The sequence below is a fragment of the Sphingobium sp. TomTYG74 genome (assembly GCF_055393875.1).
Genome location: NZ_AP027342.1, coordinates 104065 through 124247, shown reverse-complemented (window position 1 = coordinate 124247; position 20183 = coordinate 104065). Strand labels below are relative to the sequence as shown.

At 62.1% G+C, this 20183-nt stretch carries 17 protein-coding genes and 1 riboswitch; of the genes, 10 read left to right on the top strand and 7 right to left on the bottom strand.

All coding sequences use genetic code 11. The features are described from left to right. Positions 1-30: 30 nt before the first annotated feature. On the bottom strand, positions 31-2727 hold the full coding sequence (ppc, locus tag ACZ5TB_RS13670; protein WP_464793019.1) for a phosphoenolpyruvate carboxylase: 2697 nt from the start codon (positions 2725-2727) through the stop codon (positions 31-33). Between the two features lie 225 nt (positions 2728-2952). Between ppc and ACZ5TB_RS13665 the strand changes: the two genes are divergently transcribed. After that, entirely contained in the window at positions 2953-4407 is a 1455-nt protein-coding gene (locus ACZ5TB_RS13665; RefSeq protein WP_464793018.1) for a helicase HerA domain-containing protein, read from the top strand. Continuing rightward, a complete protein-coding gene (locus ACZ5TB_RS13660) occupies positions 4404-4865 on the top strand; it encodes a low molecular weight protein-tyrosine-phosphatase (protein ID WP_464793017.1) in 462 nt (153 codons plus the stop codon). The genes ACZ5TB_RS13665 and ACZ5TB_RS13660 overlap by 4 nt, the downstream gene beginning before the upstream one ends. A 237-nt stretch (positions 4866-5102) precedes the next feature. Here the strand turns inward: ACZ5TB_RS13660 and ACZ5TB_RS13655 are convergent, their stop codons facing one another. Then, on the bottom strand, positions 5103-7205 hold the full coding sequence (locus ACZ5TB_RS13655) for a malate synthase G (RefSeq protein ID WP_464793016.1): 2103 nt from the start codon (positions 7203-7205) through the stop codon (positions 5103-5105). Positions 7206-7310: 105 nt separating this feature from the next. On the opposite strand from ACZ5TB_RS13655, the gene ACZ5TB_RS13650 reads away from it, so the two are divergent. The 4 genes from ACZ5TB_RS13650 (at position 7311) to ACZ5TB_RS13635 (ending at position 11700) form a co-directional block, all read left to right on the top strand. Then, positions 7311-8204 carry a LysR family transcriptional regulator gene (locus ACZ5TB_RS13650; RefSeq protein ID WP_464793015.1) on the top strand — a complete coding sequence of 298 codons (894 nt, stop codon included), beginning with the start codon at positions 7311-7313 and terminating at the stop codon, positions 8202-8204. A 184-nt stretch (positions 8205-8388) separates the two neighbouring features. Beyond that, a complete protein-coding gene (locus ACZ5TB_RS13645) occupies positions 8389-8568 on the top strand; it encodes a hypothetical protein (RefSeq protein WP_464793014.1) in 180 nt (59 codons plus the stop codon). A gap of 214 nt (positions 8569-8782) precedes the next feature. Then, positions 8783-9028, top strand: a riboswitch (cobalamin riboswitch). Between the two features lie 240 nt (positions 9029-9268). Beyond that, positions 9269-11227 (top strand): TonB-dependent receptor, encoded by a 1959-nt coding sequence (locus ACZ5TB_RS13640; RefSeq protein WP_464793282.1) that lies wholly within the window; start codon positions 9269-9271, stop codon positions 11225-11227. A gap of 230 nt (positions 11228-11457) precedes the next feature. Beyond that, complete coding sequence (locus tag ACZ5TB_RS13635) at positions 11458-11700, top strand: hypothetical protein (protein ID WP_449469799.1); 243 nt, start codon at positions 11458-11460, stop codon at positions 11698-11700. 38 nt (positions 11701-11738) lie between these two features. On the opposite strand, the gene ACZ5TB_RS13630 is transcribed toward ACZ5TB_RS13635, so the two are convergent. Continuing rightward, positions 11739-12191, bottom strand: coding sequence for a MaoC family dehydratase (locus tag ACZ5TB_RS13630; RefSeq protein WP_464793013.1), 453 nt, complete (start codon positions 12189-12191; stop codon positions 11739-11741). A gap of 318 nt (positions 12192-12509) precedes the next feature. On the opposite strand from ACZ5TB_RS13630, the gene ACZ5TB_RS13625 reads away from it, so the two are divergent. The 3 genes from ACZ5TB_RS13625 to ACZ5TB_RS13615 all read left to right on the top strand — a co-directional run bounded on the left by ACZ5TB_RS13625 (position 12510) and on the right by ACZ5TB_RS13615 (position 14855). Beyond that, positions 12510-13259, top strand: a complete 750-nt coding sequence (locus ACZ5TB_RS13625; protein ID WP_464793012.1) for a helix-turn-helix domain-containing protein — start codon at positions 12510-12512, stop codon at positions 13257-13259. A gap of 293 nt (positions 13260-13552) precedes the next feature. Further along, a complete protein-coding gene (locus ACZ5TB_RS13620; RefSeq protein ID WP_464793011.1) occupies positions 13553-13930 on the top strand; it encodes a hypothetical protein in 378 nt (125 codons plus the stop codon). Positions 13931-13964: 34 nt separating this feature from the next. Beyond that, a complete protein-coding gene (locus tag ACZ5TB_RS13615; protein ID WP_464793010.1) occupies positions 13965-14855 on the top strand; it encodes a hypothetical protein in 891 nt (296 codons plus the stop codon). A 43-nt stretch (positions 14856-14898) separates the two neighbouring features. Here the strand turns inward: ACZ5TB_RS13615 and ACZ5TB_RS13610 are convergent, their stop codons facing one another. The 4 genes from ACZ5TB_RS13610 to bktB form a co-directional block, all read right to left on the bottom strand. Next, positions 14899-15429, bottom strand: coding sequence for a VOC family protein (locus ACZ5TB_RS13610; protein ID WP_464793281.1), 531 nt, complete (start codon positions 15427-15429; stop codon positions 14899-14901). A gap of 56 nt (positions 15430-15485) precedes the next feature. Next, the gene (locus tag ACZ5TB_RS13605) at positions 15486-17237 is read right to left on the bottom strand and encodes an N-acyl-D-amino-acid deacylase family protein (RefSeq protein ID WP_464793009.1); all 1752 of its coding nucleotides are present in this window, start codon (positions 17235-17237) and stop codon (positions 15486-15488) included. 271 nt (positions 17238-17508) lie between these two features. Beyond that, complete coding sequence (locus tag ACZ5TB_RS13600; RefSeq protein ID WP_464793008.1) at positions 17509-17820, bottom strand: hypothetical protein; 312 nt, start codon at positions 17818-17820, stop codon at positions 17509-17511. A 199-nt stretch (positions 17821-18019) separates the two neighbouring features. Next, complete coding sequence (gene bktB, locus ACZ5TB_RS13595) at positions 18020-19201, bottom strand: beta-ketothiolase BktB (protein ID WP_464793007.1); 1182 nt, start codon at positions 19199-19201, stop codon at positions 18020-18022. Positions 19202-19400: 199 nt separating this feature from the next. Between bktB and ACZ5TB_RS13590 the strand changes: the two genes are divergently transcribed. Beyond that, the gene (locus ACZ5TB_RS13590; protein WP_464793006.1) at positions 19401-20081 is read left to right on the top strand and encodes a TetR/AcrR family transcriptional regulator; all 681 of its coding nucleotides are present in this window, start codon (positions 19401-19403) and stop codon (positions 20079-20081) included. Positions 20082-20183 lie beyond the last annotated feature (102 nt).

Sequence of the window (20183 nt, the reverse complement as noted above, 5' to 3'; positions counted from 1 at the left end):
ATTGGACTGCTAGCCGTCCCGAATTCCCCCTCACCCGCTGTTGCGCAGCGCCGTGGCGATGGCGTTGATCGACAGTTCGATCCCTTCCTTGATGCGCGGATCATCCTCCCCGCCGCGATGCCGCTTCATCAACTCCACCTGCAACAGGTTCAGCGGCTCGATATAGGGCAGCCGCAACCGGATCGATTCATCCAGCTTCGGATTCTTCTCCAGCAACCGCGATTGCCCGCTCGCCGCCAACAGCCCATCATGCGTCAGCTGCCATCCCTCACGAATACGATCGAAAATCGCCCCACCCGCCACCTGATCCTCGACCAGCGGCAGATAATGCGCGGCAATCCCCAAATCCGACTTCGCCAGCACCATCTCCAGATTGGCGAGCGCCGATTGCAGGAAGGACCAGCTCTGCGCCATGTCCGCCAACAACGCCTTGTCCTTGAACGCCGCAAACGCCTGCCCCATGCCATACCATCCCGGCAGCATGACGCGCGCCTGCGCCCAGCTGAACACCCAGGGAATCGCCCGCAAATCCTCGATCCGCGTGCTCTTGGTCCGGCTGGCGGGCCGCGACCCGATCTTCAGGCCCGAAATCTCCTGGATCGGCGTCAGCTGGCGGAAGAATTCCTTGAACCCCTCCGTCCCATAAACAAGGTCCCGATAGGCCGCGAAAGCCGTCTTGGACAGCTCGTCCATAGCCCCCGCAAAGCGCGCCGCGTCCTGATCGGAAATCCCCTCCGGCTCCAGACTGGCGAGCAGAGTCGCGCTCGTCATCGCCTCCAAATTGGTCATCGCGACATCGCGCGTGCCGAACTTCGCCGCGATCACCTCGCCCTGTTCAGTGATCCTGATGCGCCCCTGCACCGTTCCGCGCGGCTGCGCCTGTATCGCCGCAAAGGATGACCCGCCGCCACGCCCGACGGCGCCGCCCCGGCCATGGAACAACTGCATCCCCGTTCCCGCCTCCTCGAACACCGGCGCCAGCGCCTTGCTCGCCTGATACAGGCCCCACGTCGAGGTGATATAGCCGCCATCCTTGTTGGAGTCGGAATAGCCGATCATCACTTCCTGATGACCCCGCTCGCGTACCACGCCCGCAATCTCCGGCAGACCGAAATAGGCCGCCATGATGTCTGGCGCCGCCTCAAGGTCGGCAATCGTCTCGAACAGCGGCACCGCCATGATCGCCGCCTGCGCCGGGCCGCCATCCCTGCCCACGCGCCACAACCCCGCTTCCTTCAGCAGCAGGTTGACTTCCAGCAGGTCCGAAACGCTCTCCGCCTTGGAAATGATGTAGTGGCTGATGCAGGCAGGCCCGTACGTCCTGTGCGCATCCGCCGCCGCCTGCACGATCGCCAATTCGGACGCCGTCTCCTCCGAATATTCCGAAAAGCGCGACCCCAGCGGCCGATTGCTCGCCAACTCCCCGCGCAGCAAAGCAACCCGCGCCTCCTCATCCAGCGCGGCATAATCCTCCGCCACGCCCCCAACCTTCAGCAACTCGGCAACGACGCGTTGATGCACATCGCTATTCTGCCGCATATCCAGCGTCGCAAGGTGAAAACCAAACGTCTCCACCGCCCGGATCAGCCGCCCCAGCGCCCCGCCCGTCGCCAGCGCGCCATCACCCTCACTCGCCAGCCCCTGCGCCACCGTAACCAGATCACGCCGCAAATCACCGGGCAGCGCATAGGCCTCGCCCGTCAACCGCGAAGGACGCGGTGGCTCCTTCCCAACCAACGCCCGGTAGGTCGCCGCCAGCCGCGCATAAATGCCCGACAGCGCCCGGCGATAAGGCTCATCCCCCCGGCTCGGCGAGCTGTCCCCGCTCGCTTCCGCCAGATCCAGCACCGCCTGCGGCACCTGCGCGAGTTCCGTCGAGAGCGACAACTCAGCCCCCAGCGCATGCACCGCATCCAGATAATAAGCGACCGCCGCCTCACACCCGCGCCCCAGCGCCGACCGCAACTGCGGCGCCTGCACGAACGGATTGCCGTCCCGGTCCCCGCCAATCCAGTTTCCTACCCGCAGGAAGCTGGGCGGCCGCCCCCCCAGCACCCGCTCCCACCGCGCATACAGCGCAGGCAGCACCGGCAGAAACACGTCCCGGAAATAGGTCAGGACATTGTCGATCTCATCCTGCACGAACAGCTTCTGCCGCCGCAGCGGTCGCGTCTGCCACAGCAGAGCGATCTGCCGCGCGATCGCCTCGTCCAGATTCTCGCCATCCCCCGTCTCGCTGTGCCCCGCATCCTTCAGCAGCATCAGGTCGGCGATACGATTCTTGTGATCGATCATGCTCTTGCGCCGCACCTCGGTCGGGTGGGCGGTCAGCACCGGCACGATCAGCGCATGGTCGAGCAGCGCCATCACGGCATCGCGACCGATCCCATGCGATTCCAGCCGCTCGATGGCCGAAGCCACATCAGCATCGGGATCGGCCGCCACCCCCTGCCGGTCCTCGGCCAGATTGGCGAGCATCGAAAACAGCATGAACCCGCGCACGAACGACAATGTGTCGTCCAGGCTCAGCGCCTCCAGCCCTGTATCCACCACATCGGCGCCATGAATGCCCCGCGCCCGGTCCACAGAGGCAGAGCGAATATATTCCGTCTGCCGATAAAGCCGCTCGCCGCCATAAGCCCGGATCACATCGCCCAGCAGACGGCCGAGATAACGAATGTCCGGATTTTGCGTGACCGGAGGAACAGGGGATGAAAGAGTCGCCATGAGATCGATGCTGCGCCGCAACAACCTATGGGTCAAGGGAATCTGCGCTGTCGGGCCTCCTCCCCTCCTCCCGCGCACTTACCTCTCACCCGTTCGGGCTGAGCTTGTCGAAGCCCTCCACTTCTCAAGAAGTAAAGCCCTTCGACAAGCTTAGCCCGAACGGAGAAGTGAGACACACCCACACCACCCTTGCGCGAATCCCACCGCTTGGGCCAAAGGACAGATGTGACCGCCACCATCAGCATAGGAACCGACGGCAACGGCAACCCCGTTCCGATCGACGTCGAGGAATTGCTCGCCACCCGCCTGCTCGTTCAGGGCAATTCGGGTTCCGGCAAATCACACCTCCTCCGTCGCCTGCTGGAGGAAAGCGCCGCCCTCGTCCAGCAGGTCGTGATCGATCCCGAAGGCGACTTCGTCACGTTGGCCGACGAATATGGCCATGTCGTCATCGACGCGGGCGACTATAATGAACGCGAAATCGTCAAGATGGCCGCGCGCATCCGCGAACATCGCGCGTCGGTGGTCCTCAGCCTCGAAAGCCTCGAACTCGAAGCGCAAATGAAATGCGCCGCCACCTTCCTCTCCACCCTGTTCGACGCCCCGCGCGACCATTGGTATCCCGCCCTCGTCGTGGTGGACGAAGCCCAGATGTTCGCCCCCGTCGCCGCCGGTGACGTCTCCGACGAAGCCCGCCGCCTTTCCCTCGCCGCCATGACCAACCTCATGTGCCGTGGCCGCAAGCGTGGCCTTGCTGGCGTCATCGCCACCCAGCGCCTTGCAAAGCTGGCCAAGAATGTCGCCGCCGAAGCGTCCAACTTCCTGATGGGCCGCACCTTCCTCGACATCGACATGGCCCGCGCCGCCGACCTGCTCGGCATGGAGCGCCGCCAGGCCGAACAGATACGCGACCTTGAACGCGGCCGCTTCCTCGCGCTTGGCCCCGCCATCTGCCGCCGCCCCGTCGCGGTGAAGATCGGCACGGTGAAGACCAGCACGCGCGGCGGCACGCACAAGCTGATGCCGCCCCCCGCAGCCGCGACCGAAAATATGCAGGAACTGCTCTTCGCCAGCGCAGGCGACGAAGACACGCTGCCCCCTCCGCCACCCCGCGCCGAACCCCCGCCGCTCCCCGCCGAAGAACTGATGCGCGCCCTCGCCGCCGCGCCCCTCGCCAAGCCTGCCGCGCCCGAACTGGATTTCGGCCAGAATGAGCCCGTGGTCATCGCGGTCCTTGAAGAAATCGTCGCCGACCTGGGCGAAGCGCAGCCCAGCGTCGCCACCCTCTATCAGGATTTCGGCGTCCGTTGCCGGATGAAGGGCCTGCGCACACCGCCGCTCGACCTTGCGGCCTTCCGCAAGCGCTTCGCCATGGCGCAGGCGGGCATGTTAGACGCCGCCGATCCGCGCTGGGACGACGCGATGAAGGCCGCCCAGCCCCTGCCCGAAGACATGCTCGCCCCCTTCCTCCTCATCGCCCGCGCCGCGATGCAGGGCCTGCCCTGCCCCGACGATACCGCCCTCGCCCGCGCCTATGGCACCAGTTCGCCGGGCCGCGTCCGCCGCCTCATCGACTATATGGAAAAGATCGGCGTCATCGTCGCCCGCACCGACTTCGGTGGCCGCCGCTCGATCGGCGTGCCGCATCTCGGCCTCTCGACAGCGGCAGCCGAAGGATGAGCGTCTCTGTCCTCTTCGTCTGCCTCGGCAATATCTGCCGCTCGCCCCTTGCCGAAGCCGCCCTGCGCGCCGAAGCGGAAAAGGCGCGCCTTCAAGTCGAGGTCGATTCCGCAGGCACCGGCGACTGGCACGTAGACTGCCCGCCGGACAAGCGCGCCCAGGCCGTCGCCCTGCGCAACGGCATTGACATATCCACCTATCGCGGCCGCCAAGTCACGCCGGACGATTTCCACCGCTTCGACCATATCTTCGCCCTGGACGCGGAAAACCTCAAAAACCTCCGCTGCATCCGCCCCTCCGATGGCACCGCCGACCTCCGCCTCCTCATGGACCTCGTCCCCGGCCGCGAAGGCAGCAGCGTCACCGACCCTTATTTCGGCGAAGATGAAGGCTTTGACGAGACATGGGAAGATGTCACAAGGGCTGCCCGCGCCCTGATCGAACGGCTGCAAGACTGATTTTTTCACGCGGGGGTGCGGAGACGCGGAGGCAAACCAGCCCGCGCAGCGCATCCCTCAAAACCTCACGCCAAACGCGAAGCCAGCAAGACACACCAACTCACCTCACACGCACCCTCTCCGCGTCTCCGCGTGAAATAATTTCCGCGCAGAGGCGCAGAGACCGCAGAGCAACGCCAACGAAACCCTCTGCGAACTCTGCGCCCTTGCGCGGAAATCAAGGCCCACAACAGCCGTTCAAGCAACCACCTTCACCCGCGCCCGATAAGCATGCAGCAGCGGCTCGGTATAGCCATTAGGCTGCGCGACCCCCTCAAACACCAACGCCCGCGCCGCCTGAAACGCCAGACTGCTCTCCTCCCGCCCGCTCATCGGCTGGTACAACGGATCGCCCACATTCTGCGCATCGACCTTAACCGCCATCCGCCGCAGCGCCGCCTCGACTTCCTCAGCCGAACACACCTCATGCAGCAGCCAGTTGGCGATATGCTGCGAAGAAATCCGCAACGTCGCCCGGTCCTCCATCAGCCCCACATCATGAATGTCCGGCACCTTGGAACAGCCCACGCCCTGGTCCACCCAGCGCACGACATAGCCCAATATGCCCTGCGCATTATTGTCCAGCTCATCGCGAACATCCTGCGCCGACCAGTTCACCCCCGCCGCCAGCGGCAACGTCAACAACGCGTCCAGCCCGGCAACGGGCTCAGCCTTCCGCTCCGCCTGCCGAGCAAATATATCGACCTCATGATAATGCGTCGCGTGCAAAGTCGCCGCAGTCGGCGAAGGCACCCAAGCCGTATTCGCCCCCGTCATCGGATGGCCGATCTTCTGCTCCAGCATATCCGCCATCCGATCGGGAGCCGCCCACATGCCCTTGCCGATCTGCGCCCGCCCAGACAGCCCGCAAGCCAGCCCGATCTGTACATTGCGATCCTCATATGCCTTGATCCACGCCGCGCCCTTCATCTCACCCTTCCGGACCATCGGCCCCGCGCGCATCGACGTATGGATTTCGTCACCCGTGCGATCCAAAAAGCCCGTATTGATGAACACGATCCGGTCCCGCACCGCATGGATGCACGCGGCAAGGTTGGCCGAAGTCCGCCGCTCCTCATCCATCACACCGACCTTCAGCTGATGCCGCTCCAGCCCCAGCAGATCCTCGATCGCGTCGAACAGATCATTGGTGAAGGCGACTTCCTCCGGCCCATGCATCTTGGGCTTCACAATATAGATGCTGCCCGCCCGGCTATTAACGAAGCTCCCGTTCCGCCGAATGTCGTGCAAGGCAATCAGGCTGGTAACGATCCCATCCAAAATCCCCTCAGGCGCCTCCGCCCCATTGGCCAACCGCACCGCAGGCGTCGTCATCAAATGCCCGACATTGCGCACGAACAGCAAAGACCGCCCCGGCAACGTAAAGCCGCTTCCGTCGGGCGCAACATAGCTGCGGTCCCCATTCAACCGCCGCGTCATCATCGCGCCATTCTTCTCGAAACTGTCCTCCAGATCGCCCTTCATCAGCCCCAGCCAGTTGGCATAGGCCGCGACCTTGTCGACAGCATCTACCGCCGCAACCGAATCCTCCAGATCGCAAATGGTCGACAGCGCCGCTTCCAGCACAACGTCCGCCAGACCCGCCGGGTCATCCCGACCGATCGGATGCCCCGCATCGATCACCAGTTCGATATGCAGCCCATGATGGCGCAGCAGGATATTGTCCCCCGCCCGCCCAGCGAGCTGCGAAGCGTTCCGCAAAACCGGCACACCACCCGTCCACTGCGCCCAGCTTCCCTCCGCCAGAGGCACCGCCCGGTCGAGAAAAGCCTTCGCCCAAGCAATCACCTGTGCCCCACGCGCCGGATCATAACCCTTGCCCGCCGCCGCGCCCGGGATCGCATCCGTCCCATAAAGCGCGTCATAAAGGCTCCCCCACCGCGCATTGGCGGCATTCAGCAGGAAGCGCGCATTCAGGATCGGAACGACCAACTGCGGCCCCGCCAGCGTCGCCAGCTCCTCATCCACCCGGCCAGACCCGATCGAAAAGGGCGCTGGTTCCGGCACCAGATAGCCGATCTTCGTCAGGAAAGCCCGATACGCCTCCGCATCGAAGGGCCGCCCAGCACGCGCCCCATGCCAATCATCGATCTGCATCTGCAACGCATCGCGTTTGTCCAGCAAAGCGGCATTACGCGGCGCAAAGCGCTCGAAAATCGCCGACGCCCCGGCCCAGAACGCCTCCGCCGCAGTCCCCGTCCCCGGCAGGACGTCCCCATCGATAAAGCGCGCAAGCTCGGCGGCAACCATAAGGCCCGATTTTTCGATCATGCCGTCCATGGGGCAACTCTCCATCAAAATAGTGCGCGAACACCCATAGACCCACCGTCATCCTCACACTAGACGACAAAGGATCAAAGCATCTGTTCCTCACAGGAAAAGATCATGGACCCCGACTATCTACTCTTTGCCCGCACCGTCGAAGCAGGCAGCCTTTCCGCAGCTGGCCGCCTCCTCAGCATCTCGCCCGCGATGATGTCCAAACGCCTATCCCGGCTGGAGGCCCGCCTCGGCGTCCGCCTCATCCACCGCACCACCCGCCGCCTTGCCCTGACGGAGGAAGGCGCCAGCCTGCACCGTGACCTTGTCGCCATCCTCGACGCCATTCAGCAGGCCGAAGACCGCGTCGCCAACCGCCATCGCACCGCATCCGGTCCGCTGCGCATTTCGGCTCCCACCTCCTTCGGCCGCCTGCATGTGGCGCCTCATGTCGGCCGCTTCCTGGATCTGCATCCGCACGTCGACCTCGAACTCAACCTGTCCGACGCTTATGAAGACCTGCTTGCCGAGCGCATCGACGTGGCAGTCCGCATCACCAGCGACATTCCTCTCCATCTGGAGGGACATCATCTCGCCACCAACCGCCGCATCCTCTGCGCCAGCCCCGCCTATCTTGCCGCGCATGGCATTCCGGACAAGATCGCCGACCTCCCCCGCCACCGCCTGCTCGCGGCCGATGGACAATTGCCATGGCGGCTCGTCAACGGCCGCGCGCGCAAGCTGATCGACGGCCACAGTCATGTCCGCACCAACAGCAGCGAAATCGTGCGCGAACTCGCCCTCACCGGCGTCGGGATCGCCTTGCGCTCGCTCTGGGACGTGGGCGACCTGATCGCGGAAGGCAGCCTCATCCGCGTCCTCGATAGCTGGGAAGGCCCCGCTGACCTCGCCGTTCACGCCGTCCACCCCCGCGCCGCAGGCCGTCCCGCCGCCGTAGACGCCTTCATCGCCTTTCTGCGCGAAACCTTCCGCGATGCATCGTGGAACCGGGGCGGCTGATAGCAAGAAGCACCCATGGAACGCGCACGCAACTCCCTGAAAAGCGCAGAAATTCGCTTCTGAAATCATTTCCCACGTTGCTGTCAAAAAACAGAAGCTTTCCGAAGTTAACCTGCGTAATGGCAGCGGGAAACAGGCCGATGTTATCGTTCGAGCCATAAGAAATTGAGAGAGGATAAGGGCCATGCGCCCCAATGACGCATCACATTTTTCCGCCTGCGCTGCCCAGGAAGCGCGCCAAGCCAGGGAAGCCCGCCTGCGCGGCGCCGACCAGGCAACCATCGCCCTCCACAATGAACGCGCCGTCCGCTACCAGGCCATGGCCCTCCGCCTCCAGCGAGAGCGCGGCGCGAAGCTGAACTGATTGCCAGACCCCATCCCCTCTCCCCTTCAGGGGAGAGGGTGCCGAGCGTAGCGAAGGCGGGAGAGGGGACTGTTAGCAACCCACGTTGCTCCCCTCTCCCCGGCCCTCTCCCCTGAAGGGGAGAGGGAGCAAGTTACCTCACCCAACCACCCATCACCCACCCCCTTGCCCAACCCCAACAGCTCCGCTATCGCCCCGTCACCCGGGCAACCCCTGGGGAAATGATCGCGCCGGTGCCTCGAAAGAGGCTTAAAAGGGAACATGGTAAGGAGGCGCCCGCCTCCCCAAGCCAGGGCTGTCCCTGCAACTGTAAGCGGCGAGCGCGATGCACATCGCCCCACCTCACAGGTAGGATGGGGCAAGTCACTGGGCCGGACGCTAAATCCTGCGAGGCCCGGGAAGGCCGTGCATCAAGCGATGACCCGCGAGCCAGGAGACCTGCCAGCGTCTGGTCGCTCTTGCCTTGGTCCAGGGGATGGCTGCGGCACGGTAGTTTCCGTCTGAGCGACGAACGAGCGGCAAGAGGCCGCTTCGGTGACGTTGGCGGTCGCCTTGGGGGCGTCCGATCGCCCGCGCGCGCCGGTCGTCGTCGGGCGACAGGTCTCTTGCCGGATGTCGCCAGACGCCCGGAGTGCATGAAGTGAAATTACCCAATCAACTCCACCGCGCCGCCTGCGCGCTGACCGCCACCTTCCTCCCCCTGCCCGCCTTCGCCGCCGAAGCGAACGACGCTGGCGATGACGCCAGCACCATCATCGTCTTCGGCCGGGGCGAGGACAAGATCGGCACCGCCCATGCGGCTAGCGAAGGCAGCGTCGGCGGCGCGGACCTTCTTGTCCGGCCGCTGCTCCGCGTTGCCGAACTACTCGAAGCCGTGCCGGGCATGGTCGCGGCCCAGCATTCCGGGAGCGGCAAGGCCAATCAATATTTCCTGCGCGGCTTCAATCTCGACCATGGGTCAGACTTCACCACCTATATCGACGGGGTTCAGATGAACTTCCGCACCCATGGCCACGGCCAGGGCTATCTCGACCTTAACGGGCTCATCCCCGAAATCATCGTGCGGGAGGATTTTCGTAAAGGCCCCTATCGTGCCGATGGCGGCGACTTCGCGCTCGCTGGCGCGGCCTATATGACCACGATCGATGGCTATGATCGTCCATGGGTCGCGGCGGAGGGCGGCTCCTTCGGCTGGCGCAGGCTGGCATCGGGCGGCACCGTCAAGGCGGGCGCAGGCAATCTCACCCTCGTCGCCCAAGCCAAGGCCTATGACGGCCCGTGGCAGGAGGTCGAGCATCTGCGCCATTATGCGGGCTTCGCCAAATACACCCTCCCCGCCGGGGCCGGTAAGATCGACGCCACGCTGCACGCCTATCGCGCGACATGGCGCCCGACCGAGCAGATCCCCGAACGGATCATCGGCACGCCGCTCTGCCCCGATGTCTTCTGTTCGCCCGATCCCTCCGCGCGCGGGGAAACGACGCGCATCATCGGCAATCTCGCCACCGTCCAGCCAACATGGCGCGCCAATCTTTACGCGCAGTTCTACGACTGGACGATGTTCTCCAACCCCACCTACACCGATCCCGACGGCACCAGCGCGCAGATCGAGCAGTTCGATCGCCGCTGGGTCTTCGGCTTCACCGGCGAAAAGCGTTGGGACATCGCCCCCGCACTGCAACTGAAGCTCGGCACGGAAAACCGCTATGACGCGATCGGCAATGTCGGGGTCAACCGTACCGCGAACCGCGCCTTCCTCTCCTCGCTCGGCCGCTATCGCGTAAAGCAGGGTTCAGCCGCCCTTTATGGCGAAGCGACCGTCACACCGCTGCCTGGCTTGCGCATCACTGGCGGCCTTCGCGGCGACTATTATCATTATGACGTCCGCGCCCGCGACGCCGTCGCCGCCGCGCTTGGGCAAGGCAGCGGATCGGACACGCTCGTCTCTCCCAAGGCATCGGCCGCCTGGGCGATCACGCCGCGCGTCGAACTTTATGCCAATTGGGGCCGAGGATTCCATTCCAACGATGCGCGCGGCGCGGTCAATGTCGATACGCCTGTTCCCATGCTCGTGCGCGGCACGGGCAAGGAATTGGGCGGCCGCCTGCAACTGCCCGGCTTCACCTTCACCGCAACCTATTGGTGGCTGAATGTCGGCAGCGAGTTGCGCTTCGTCGGCGACTCAAACGCGGTCGAACCCAGCGGAGCCAGCCGCCGCCACGGTTATGAGCTTGTCGCTTTCTGGCGCCCGCTCCCCTGGCTCGCCTTCGACGGCAACTACACCGCCAGCCACAGCCGCTATACCAATGGCGACCATATCCCCAACGCCTTCAAAAACGCCGCGTCCGCTGGCGCAGCCATCGTGCTTGACCCATGGGAAGCCAGCATCCGCGTCCGTCACCTTGGCCCCTCGCCGCTGATCGAGGACAATAGTGTGCGCGATTCCGGCAGCACCGTCGTCAACGCGCGCGCCGCCTGGAAGGGAAAGCGGGTGCAAATCTATGCCGAACTGCTCAACATCCTAGGCAGCCGGGACAAGGACATCGCTTATTATTACGAGTCCTACCTTCCCGCCGCCGATGCGGAGCCTGTCGAAGGGAGGCTAAGCCGCGTCGTCGAACCGCGAACGGTGAGGGGCGGCGTCAAGTTTAGCTTCTGATGCTGGGGAAGGCCGCACCTTAAAAAGAAGCTGCGGCCTTCCCAATCAGTGACTTATGTAATGAACGGTAGCGTTCATAAGTAAAAGTGAACAGAACATCAGTCAAAACGATAGTAAATATATGTTAAATACCCTTGGAAATTTTGAGACATGGTTGACGTCTTTTCGCCTCTATGCAATTTTCCCCTCGGCAATCTGGACAAAGAATCAGTAGCCTGGAGAGGATGCCAATGAAGCACGCACCATTAAGGGGCGCCGTTTTTCACGCGATATTGCGTGACTGCCTGGAAGCACAGCGCGCCCCCAAGGAAACAGAAATACAACTGATCGCCTGCAAGATATGGCAGGACAGTTTCGCGGCGATCACGCACAAGAACTGGCACGACCTCGTACCGGGCGGCGAGGAGTATGAATACACCATCAACGCCGCGCGCATGGCCTTCGGCCTCCACGCGACCAACACCGCAGCCTAAATGGATAGCCTAATCCGCTTACTCCGACGATTGTCGGATCAAAGCTGGAACTGGGTTATCCATTCACAGATGAGGGCGGGCTTGCTCTCGCCTTCTATCTCTACCGTCGCCTCGGTGGTCAGCTGAATCTGCCCCGGCCGCTTTTCGACGATCTCCAGCGGCTTGAACCTTCCGCGCACACGTTTGCCGGATCGAACGGGCGCCAGGAAACGCAGCTTGTTGCTGCCATAATTGATCTCCGTAGCGCCGTCGGGAACGATGTCGCCTCGCGCATCGGCACATAGGTGCGGCAGCAGTGAAAGCGTCAGGAAACCATGAGCGATCGTCCCGCCAAAGGGTGACTGCTTCGCGCGCTCCGGATCGACATGGATATATTGATGATCCTTGGTCGCTTCGGCGAACTGGTCGATCATCTCCTGACTGACCAGGAACCAGTCCGACACGTCTTCCTTATCCACCCGCGCCTGAAGATAATCGAGAAACTGGCTCATTCCATTCACCCCCCCATGCTGCTCCAAGAGCGAAACTATGCACAAGCATGCGCGAATGCGATAGGAAAATACTCCAATGGCGAGGATGGTCAGTTGGACCTTGTCAGCGGCATTGACTTACTTACCCTGCCCAAAAGAATAAGCTGGAGAGGCCATGACTGGAGAAGACAAGAAGCTTCGGCTGCACGAAAGCCGTGCAGCCGAAGAGTCGAGGGATGGATATCGATCGCGGAACTTTCCCCGATCAAACATCGCGGCATATGATCTAGCGCCTGAGCCCAGCCATATCATCCTTGCAGCGCAGGAAGGGATCATCTGATGAGCCCCTCTCATCCGTCCAACGACCCTTTCGGAATGGAACATGAACTGCTGCTGACGGCGCTCCGGCGGCGGCTACGAGCAGCGGGCCTGACCCAGGCCGACGTCTCGAAAAAGCTTGGCGTGGGAACCGCTACCGTCAAACGATGGCTGCATGGCCGCGGGCTGGGTTTGCGCACCTTGTCGCAGCTATGCGCGCTCGCCGACACCACGCTCACCGAAATCGCCGAAGAGGCCGCCGTGCGCGATCGGTCATCCGACAAGCTGACGCTGGCGCAGGAGAAAGCGCTGACCACAAGCCCTGAATTATCCACCATTTTCTTCATCATCGTCACGGGTTGGCCGGTGTCCGAAGCCGAGGAAGGCTTTGGCATACCGCCTGAACATATCGCGCAACATGTCGAACGGCTGGAAAGGCTGGCGCTGATCGATCGCCTGCCGGGAGGACGCCTGCGCGCGCGGCTGGACCCGGCCCATGTGTGGCAACGCGAACCCATGCGCAGGCATTTCGAACAGCATATGAAGCATCTGTTCTTCAATCTGAACTATGGAGACCCCGATACAATCTTCGGCGTGGAGACGGTCAAGCTGTCGCCCGTGGGCGTCGCGCGCGTCGCCGAAAGGATCGAGCGTTTCAGGGCCGAACTGCGGGAAATCGCGCAGGCGGATCGTCGCACCTCGGCCCTGCCCGGGGAATGGCACGCCGTTCTTGCAGTGGCATGTCCGGTGGCGCCGCTGAAACCTCGCTGATTGTTGATGACCCTTGACGAAGGGATCATTTCAAGACACGCTGCATGCAAACAAGATAGCTCGGCCGAAGAGTTGATCGGTGGCCGAAGCTGTCAGGAGAGGATGCAGAAAGGGCTGGCGGCCATGTACCGCAGATCAGGCTGCATCATGAACAACATAATGGCGGAACACCGCCAAACATCCGCTTTCGGATGCGCACACGCGTGTTCGGTCCCGGATGATGGACCGGGCTTCTAAACGGAGCACGGCCCGTATCGAGGGATGGCATCGCCCGACGAAAGGAAGGGATTGCCATGCGTTCATCTATTGCCGTTGCGTTAGCGGGCATATCATCGCTCGGCACGACAGCGGCTCTGGCGCAGACTGCCGACCCGGCCCCACAGGCTGTGGTCCAAGGGCAGTTGGCCGATATCATGGTGACTGCACAACGGCGCGATGAAAGCCTGCAAAAGGCGTCCCTTGCCGTGACCGCCATCGGGCGGAGCAACGCGGGCAGCTGCGCGTCACCACGTACAATCGTGATCTGGCGGCCAACCAACCGGATGACCGCTTATGGCAAGGTATCCACCGGCAATGTCACGAGAGGGATATTGAGCGGCATTCCCTACAAAGCAGAAACGTTGACCGCAGCTACGAACGCGGGCGGACCTATGGTGTCGAACTTGGGGTGAGTTTCTAAAAGACAGAATGAAGAGGAGAGACATGATGGAAAACGAGATTGCAGCGCGCGTAAGCAGCGCGGATTTTGAATATTATAATGGCTCCGGGCCGGGCTTCACCACCGAAAGCTCCGTCTTGATCAGTTCTTCGCCCTATCTCAACCACCCGCAACTGCGCGCGCTGATCGCTCAGGAGATGCTGCGGCGGAACGGCGCTGAACTGCCTAACACCGCCTATATTCCTGATGTCGTGAAGATATTGATGGAACTGGAAAACTGGCCCCATATCTTCCAGCTGTTCGAGGAAGAAAAGGCGCGGCTTCCTGAATTCAAAACCTGGCTTGACGGCAAAAAAGTCTCGCTGTTCAAGAATGAGGAATTGGCCGGTGCTGAACCCGGCACGCTACGCGCCGTGATCTACGATTTCGTGGTCAATAGCGGCTATAATATGGACCATTTCTTCCAGGGGATGGAGATAGAGACCGATTTCGACTTCTATATGAAGGAGCGGACCCATACCCATGACATCGAACATATGATCACGGGTTTTGAAACCAATCATGCCGGCGAAATAGCGTTGCTGGCAGCGAACATGCGAGCAATTTATAAATATTTTACGCCCGAACTCGCATCCTTCTTCAACCGCGTCGGCTCCTATCTGCGCGCCAAGACAATGATGAAGAGCGGGCTATTCTATCCTGAGTCGGTGAAGATAGAGCTGGACGCCGAAGACATTGGCGCAGCACAAGGGCGTAATTGGAAGCATCCCCTCTTCCTCATCCCTTATCGCGATTATCTCGACTGGCAGGTCACAGATATTCGCGAGGAATTCGGCATCACTAATCCGCCAAAGCCCGGTGAATGGGCATGGACCACCGCAATCAGCGAGGACCCAAGGCCAAGCCATCAGGACATGCCCTCCATGGCGGCGGAGTAAGATCAGGATTGGCGCTGTCCCTCTGATGAGGGGCAGCCGCCTACTACATTGCCGCGAAGTCGATCACCGTTACAGGATCGCGGCCGTCCCAGTCGCGGGCCGCCGCGATCCCTGCTTCACACATGCCACGCATGTCGGGACCGCAGATAAATTCGAATAATTGCCCAGGCTCGCCGGGGACGCGCAAATAGGCGACGCGCGTGGCAGGGTTATGCGCTGTAAAAAGCACTTCCATGCCCCCCGCCACCGCCGTTACAACGGCGGCGTCCAGATCATCGACGATGCGAGCGATGTGATGAAGGCCCAGCAAGCGCGACCCATCATCAGCGCGATAGGGTGACGGGGCGTCATTCGTGGCCTCTATCAGTTCAATTTGCACGCCATCCTGATAGGATAATCCGACATGCATGGTGACCCGCGTCGGCTCGCCACGATATTGGCCATCCAGCGCGACATTGCGGAATACGGTCCATGGACCCACGCCCGAATGACTGATCCAGCGATTTATGCTGGCATCGAGATCGTCCACCAATATTCCGATCTGGTCGATCGCGCCGAATTTAGCCAAATCGATATTCCCATTTCCAAGGACAGGGTGCGAACGGCCTGCGCCGCCCGCACCCTTTTTCTTTATTCAGCGGCTTCCAATGAAGCCAGCGCGTCATTCGCAGCAGCGGTGGGCACCAGATATTCGCCCGGACGGGCGCCGGTATAGCTGTTGCCGTCAAAGGTCTTGACCCCATTCACCAGCGTAAGCCGCATGGGCGCAGCCGGACGAGTGAAGCGCCATGTCGTGCCGCCGTCGCCATCGGGCACGTCGAACCGCTTCTCCATATTGCGATATTCGACCTCGCTCAGGTTGAAGACGGCAATGTCGGCGCGGCGCCCGACCTTGATCTCGCCCGTATCGTGCAGGCCAAAGAAATTGGCGAGCTTGCCCGTCTTTACATGGATCGCCTGCTCCAGAGTGAGCAGCCCTTCCCGCACATATTTGGTGAAGAGCAGAATATTCTCACCACCACCGCACAGCATCTGAAGATGCGCGCCCGCGTCAGAGATATTCCCAACCGTCTGCGGGTCCAGCATCAGCTGGATGGTCAGGTCCTCATCCTTCGGGAAGGGCGCCATATGCACGGTCGATTTGGTGCCATTCTCAAGAATCCACTGCGCCATCGCGTCCGAACGGTGCAGGCCACGCGACTCCGCAAATTCCTTCAAAGTGCCGCCCACGGGGCCGGTGCCATTTTCGCTATCCAGCAGATACAGGTCCTGCGGATTATTCATCGGCGAATGCGGCCACGCCTTGGTGTCCCAGCTTTCCCGCGCCCGCGCCCGCCAATCGGGATCAGCAAGCAAGCGTGCCTTTTCCTCGTGCGTTTCGGCGAGGACGACTTCATGCCAGACATAGTCATTGGACTGGGCGAAGATCAGCGACTTGACTAGGCTCAGCGTACTGGTCGGCGAGACATGCGCATAGCCGGGCCAAACATCGATCCCTTCGTCCTTCAGCTTCGCGAGGGTGTCCTGCAATCGGGGCAGAATATCCTTCTGGAATTCCAGCGTCGGAATGCCACCCGCCACCTGCATACGGATCGCCCGGCCTTTCGCCAGCCGCCCAAGCCGCTCCAGGCTTTCCGGTCCGGTCTTGCGCATGAAGGTGTCGATGATGACCTGATAGGTCGTGCCGGGATAACGCTCCATAACGGCAAACAGCGCTTCGAACTCCGCGTCATCGGCGAGCAATGTGGGGATGGCGCGGTCGTCGCCATCATGATCGTGCAGATTGTCCGACAACCCAAGAGCGCCAGCGGCCAGCGCGTCCTCCAGCAATTCGGCCATGCGGGCGATTTCCTCAGCAGTCGCGGCGCGGTCCCACGCTTCGACACCCATCGCAGCGAGACGCAGGGCAATATGACCAACGAACGCGGAATAGTTCGCAGGCAGGCTGATGTTGCGCGCCATCGACGCTTTATATTCCGACCACTTCTCCCAGTCCCATGGGACGTTCTGGAGGAACGGCTTCAACGGAATATCCTCGAAGAAGGAGAAAATCTTGATCATCTCCAACTGCGCGGCCTTTTCCTTCGAAAGCGGCGCGGCGCTAAAGCCGCAATTGCCCAGAATCACCGTTGTCGCCCCGTTGCCGGGCAAGGGGTCCAGATCCGGTTGCCACCACATCGTCGCGTCATAATGGGTGTGGCTTTCGATGAAGCCCGGCGTCACATAGCATCCGCTGGCATCCACCACTTCCTCACCGGCGGCGGCGGTCAGACCCGCGCCGATCTCGGTGATCCGGCCGCCTGCCACGCGCACATCAGCAGCATAGCCGGGCGCGCCTGTGCCATCGACCACCGTGCCGCCACGGATCAACATGTCCGTCATCTCTCTCTCCTCTTGAGGCTTGTTTTCCCTCGAGCCGAAGCCATTGCATCTGTGTCGCCTCTTAGGGGCGATCGTGCTGGATGCAGGCTATCGCGACCCGCCCGACCACCGCAAGTTCACTGCCGGACAAGTGGGTGACAGGATCATCGGATGATCCCGACCGGGATTGATCGGTGATCCCATCGGTCGGGACCAGGATGCATCGGTCAACTGGAGGCCATCAAGGCCCGGCGGCGCAAAGCGCCCTGATCAGGACGCGAACATTTCCCCCTCAAGCCGCCGATTGAAGCCCTGCCTCGAATCCCTGATCCGCAATGCCCGCAGCGGTCGAGGGCCGTTCAGGCTCCATCATCAGTGCAACAAAATGCCACCACGCAGGAGTAGCGGGGCGCAGTGCCAACAACTGCCCCTGGCGACGCACGGCAACCCAACGGCCATCTTCGCGTTCAAATTTCCACTGGGGATCGCAATTGAGCGGGACCTGTTCAAATTCAGGCGCACCATTTTGCCGAGGACCGATCACCCGGAGCTGACTGGGAACTTCGCGGCATGCGCCTCCGGGAAACTCGACGAGAACGGACATGATCTACTCCATGCCAGCGGGTGGTCAAACCGCCGCCTCGTCCAAACGCACGACAAGTGATTGAGTTCTCGAAATAAGGAGAGGACATGACGCATCATGTTCGGGATAGGGCCGTCGGGACCAGCGGAGCCGCTCTCCTACAGGCATCGACGGTCACGCCGAACCCCGCATGTCCGGGGTTCGGCGTGACATTCAATCGTCAGTCGACATTCTCGATCACCAGCGCGATGCCCTGACCGCCGCCGATGCACATGGTGATAAGGGCATAGCGGCCGCCGATCCGCTTCAGTTCATAAGCGGCCTTGATCGTCAGGATCGCGCCGGTCGCACCGACAGGATGGCCAAGCGCGATGCCCGACCCGTTCGGGTTCAGCTTTTCCCCATCGAACTGCAATGCGTTGGCTACCGAAAGAGCCTGCGCCGCAAAGGCTTCATTGGCTTCGATCACGTCCATCTGATCCAGCGTCAGCCCGGCCCGCTTCAGGGCAACCGGCACCGCCTTGATCGGGCCTTCACCCATATATTCCGGTTCCACGCCCGCATGGCCCCAGGCAAGTATCTTCGCGATCGGCTTCAACCCGCGCCGTTCCACTTCGCCACCCGTCGCCAGGACGACGGCGGCCGCGCCGTCATTAATGCCGGACGCATTGCCTGCGGTAACCGTGCCATCCTTTTTGAACGCAGGACGCATGGCGGCCAGCGTCTCGGCGCTGGTGTCGGCGCGGGGATGTTCGTCCGTGTCAAAAATGGTCACGCCCTTGCGCGTCTTGACCTCGACCGGCACGATCTGTTCCTTGAAGCGGCCTTCCGCGATAGCCCGCGCCGCGCGCTGATGCCCTTCGACCGCCAGCGCATCCTGCTGTTCGCGCGTGATGCCATGCCGTTCGGCGCAGTTTTCCGCCGTCACGCCCATATGGTATCCGCCGATCGCATCCTGAAGCCCGCAGACCAGCGCGTCCTCTACCGGATTGTCGCCCATCTTCCGGCCCCAGCGCGTGCCATGATCATGATAAGGCACATTGGACATTGATTCAGCGCCACCCGCGACGGTGATCGACGCTTCACCCAGCTTCATCATCTGCGCGGCCGATACGATCGCCTGTACGCCCGATCCGCAAAGCCTGTTCAGTGTCATCGCCGGAACCTCAAACGGGACCCCTGCTTGCAAGGCGATGGCGCGCGACAACATGCCATCGCGGGCACTGGTCGGCATCACCTGACCCATCACGACATGTTCAACGTCGGAAGCCGACACACCGGCACGGAACAGCGCTTCCTTCACGACGATGCTGCCGAGCTGCGAAGGCATGAAGGGCTTCAGCGAGCCGCCGAAATCGCCAATCGCCGTCCTGACGCCGCTGACAATGTAAATATCTTCCATCTCTGATCCTCTGAGCAATGGGGTGCGCCGTTCCGCACTTGCAGGCGCTCATGCGCCCCCACACGCAACTGTCAAGGACAATGCGCACCCTGCCACATGCGTGGCGGCGGCCTCTGACCATATAGGAACGGCTATGCTTTCCGACCAGATCAGCCGCGACATATGGCCAAATCCCGGTCGGCCCGTTACGAACAAACCCATGACCAGCACCGCCCAGCGCGCCATCAGCGAACATGTCGTCCAACGCACCAGCAAGGGCCAGCGCACCGCCGACCGCTTACTCGACACGGCGGAACTGCTGTTCGCGCAGAAGGGCTATGAAGCGACCGCGTTACGGGACATCGCAGCGGCGGCGAACATCCAGCAGCCCGGCCTGTACAAGCATTTCGAAAGCAAGGACGCCCTGTACCGGCAAGTTCTGCAACGGGCGCTCCAACCCTTGGCGGACGAGATGGAAGCAACCATCAGCCGGTCGCCGCGAGAAGCCTCCTTTCGCACGCTGTCCGACAAGCTGATCGATGTGCTGGCACAGCATCCCAATGTGTCCATGCTGCTTATCCGGTCGATCCTGTCGCCCCCATCGGACCGGGACGAGATCGGCATGGCCTGGGTAGAACGGCTGATGGATTATGGACGGCGGATCACACGCGCGGCCGAGGTTGAGCCTCCGGCCGAGGATCTGATCCTCCAGATCGTTGCAATCTTCAACATGATGTTCGGCTATTTCTGGGCCGCCCCTCTTTCTCGAGGATTGGCAGGCATTGACCCGCTCTCTCCAGCGATGATCGAGCGGCAAAAGGCGCTGCTGAGCCGATTTATCGCGACGATCGAACAGGACCAGCCTGACGGGAAAGCGACGGCAGGAGCTATGCCGGAATAGCGGTCAACGTGCATCTGCCTTGTTTCCGATCCGTAACGCCTTAAACTGCCTTTCTCACATTTCCCGAAGCGGGGACGCCGATCGCCCAGCCTGGTCCCGGAG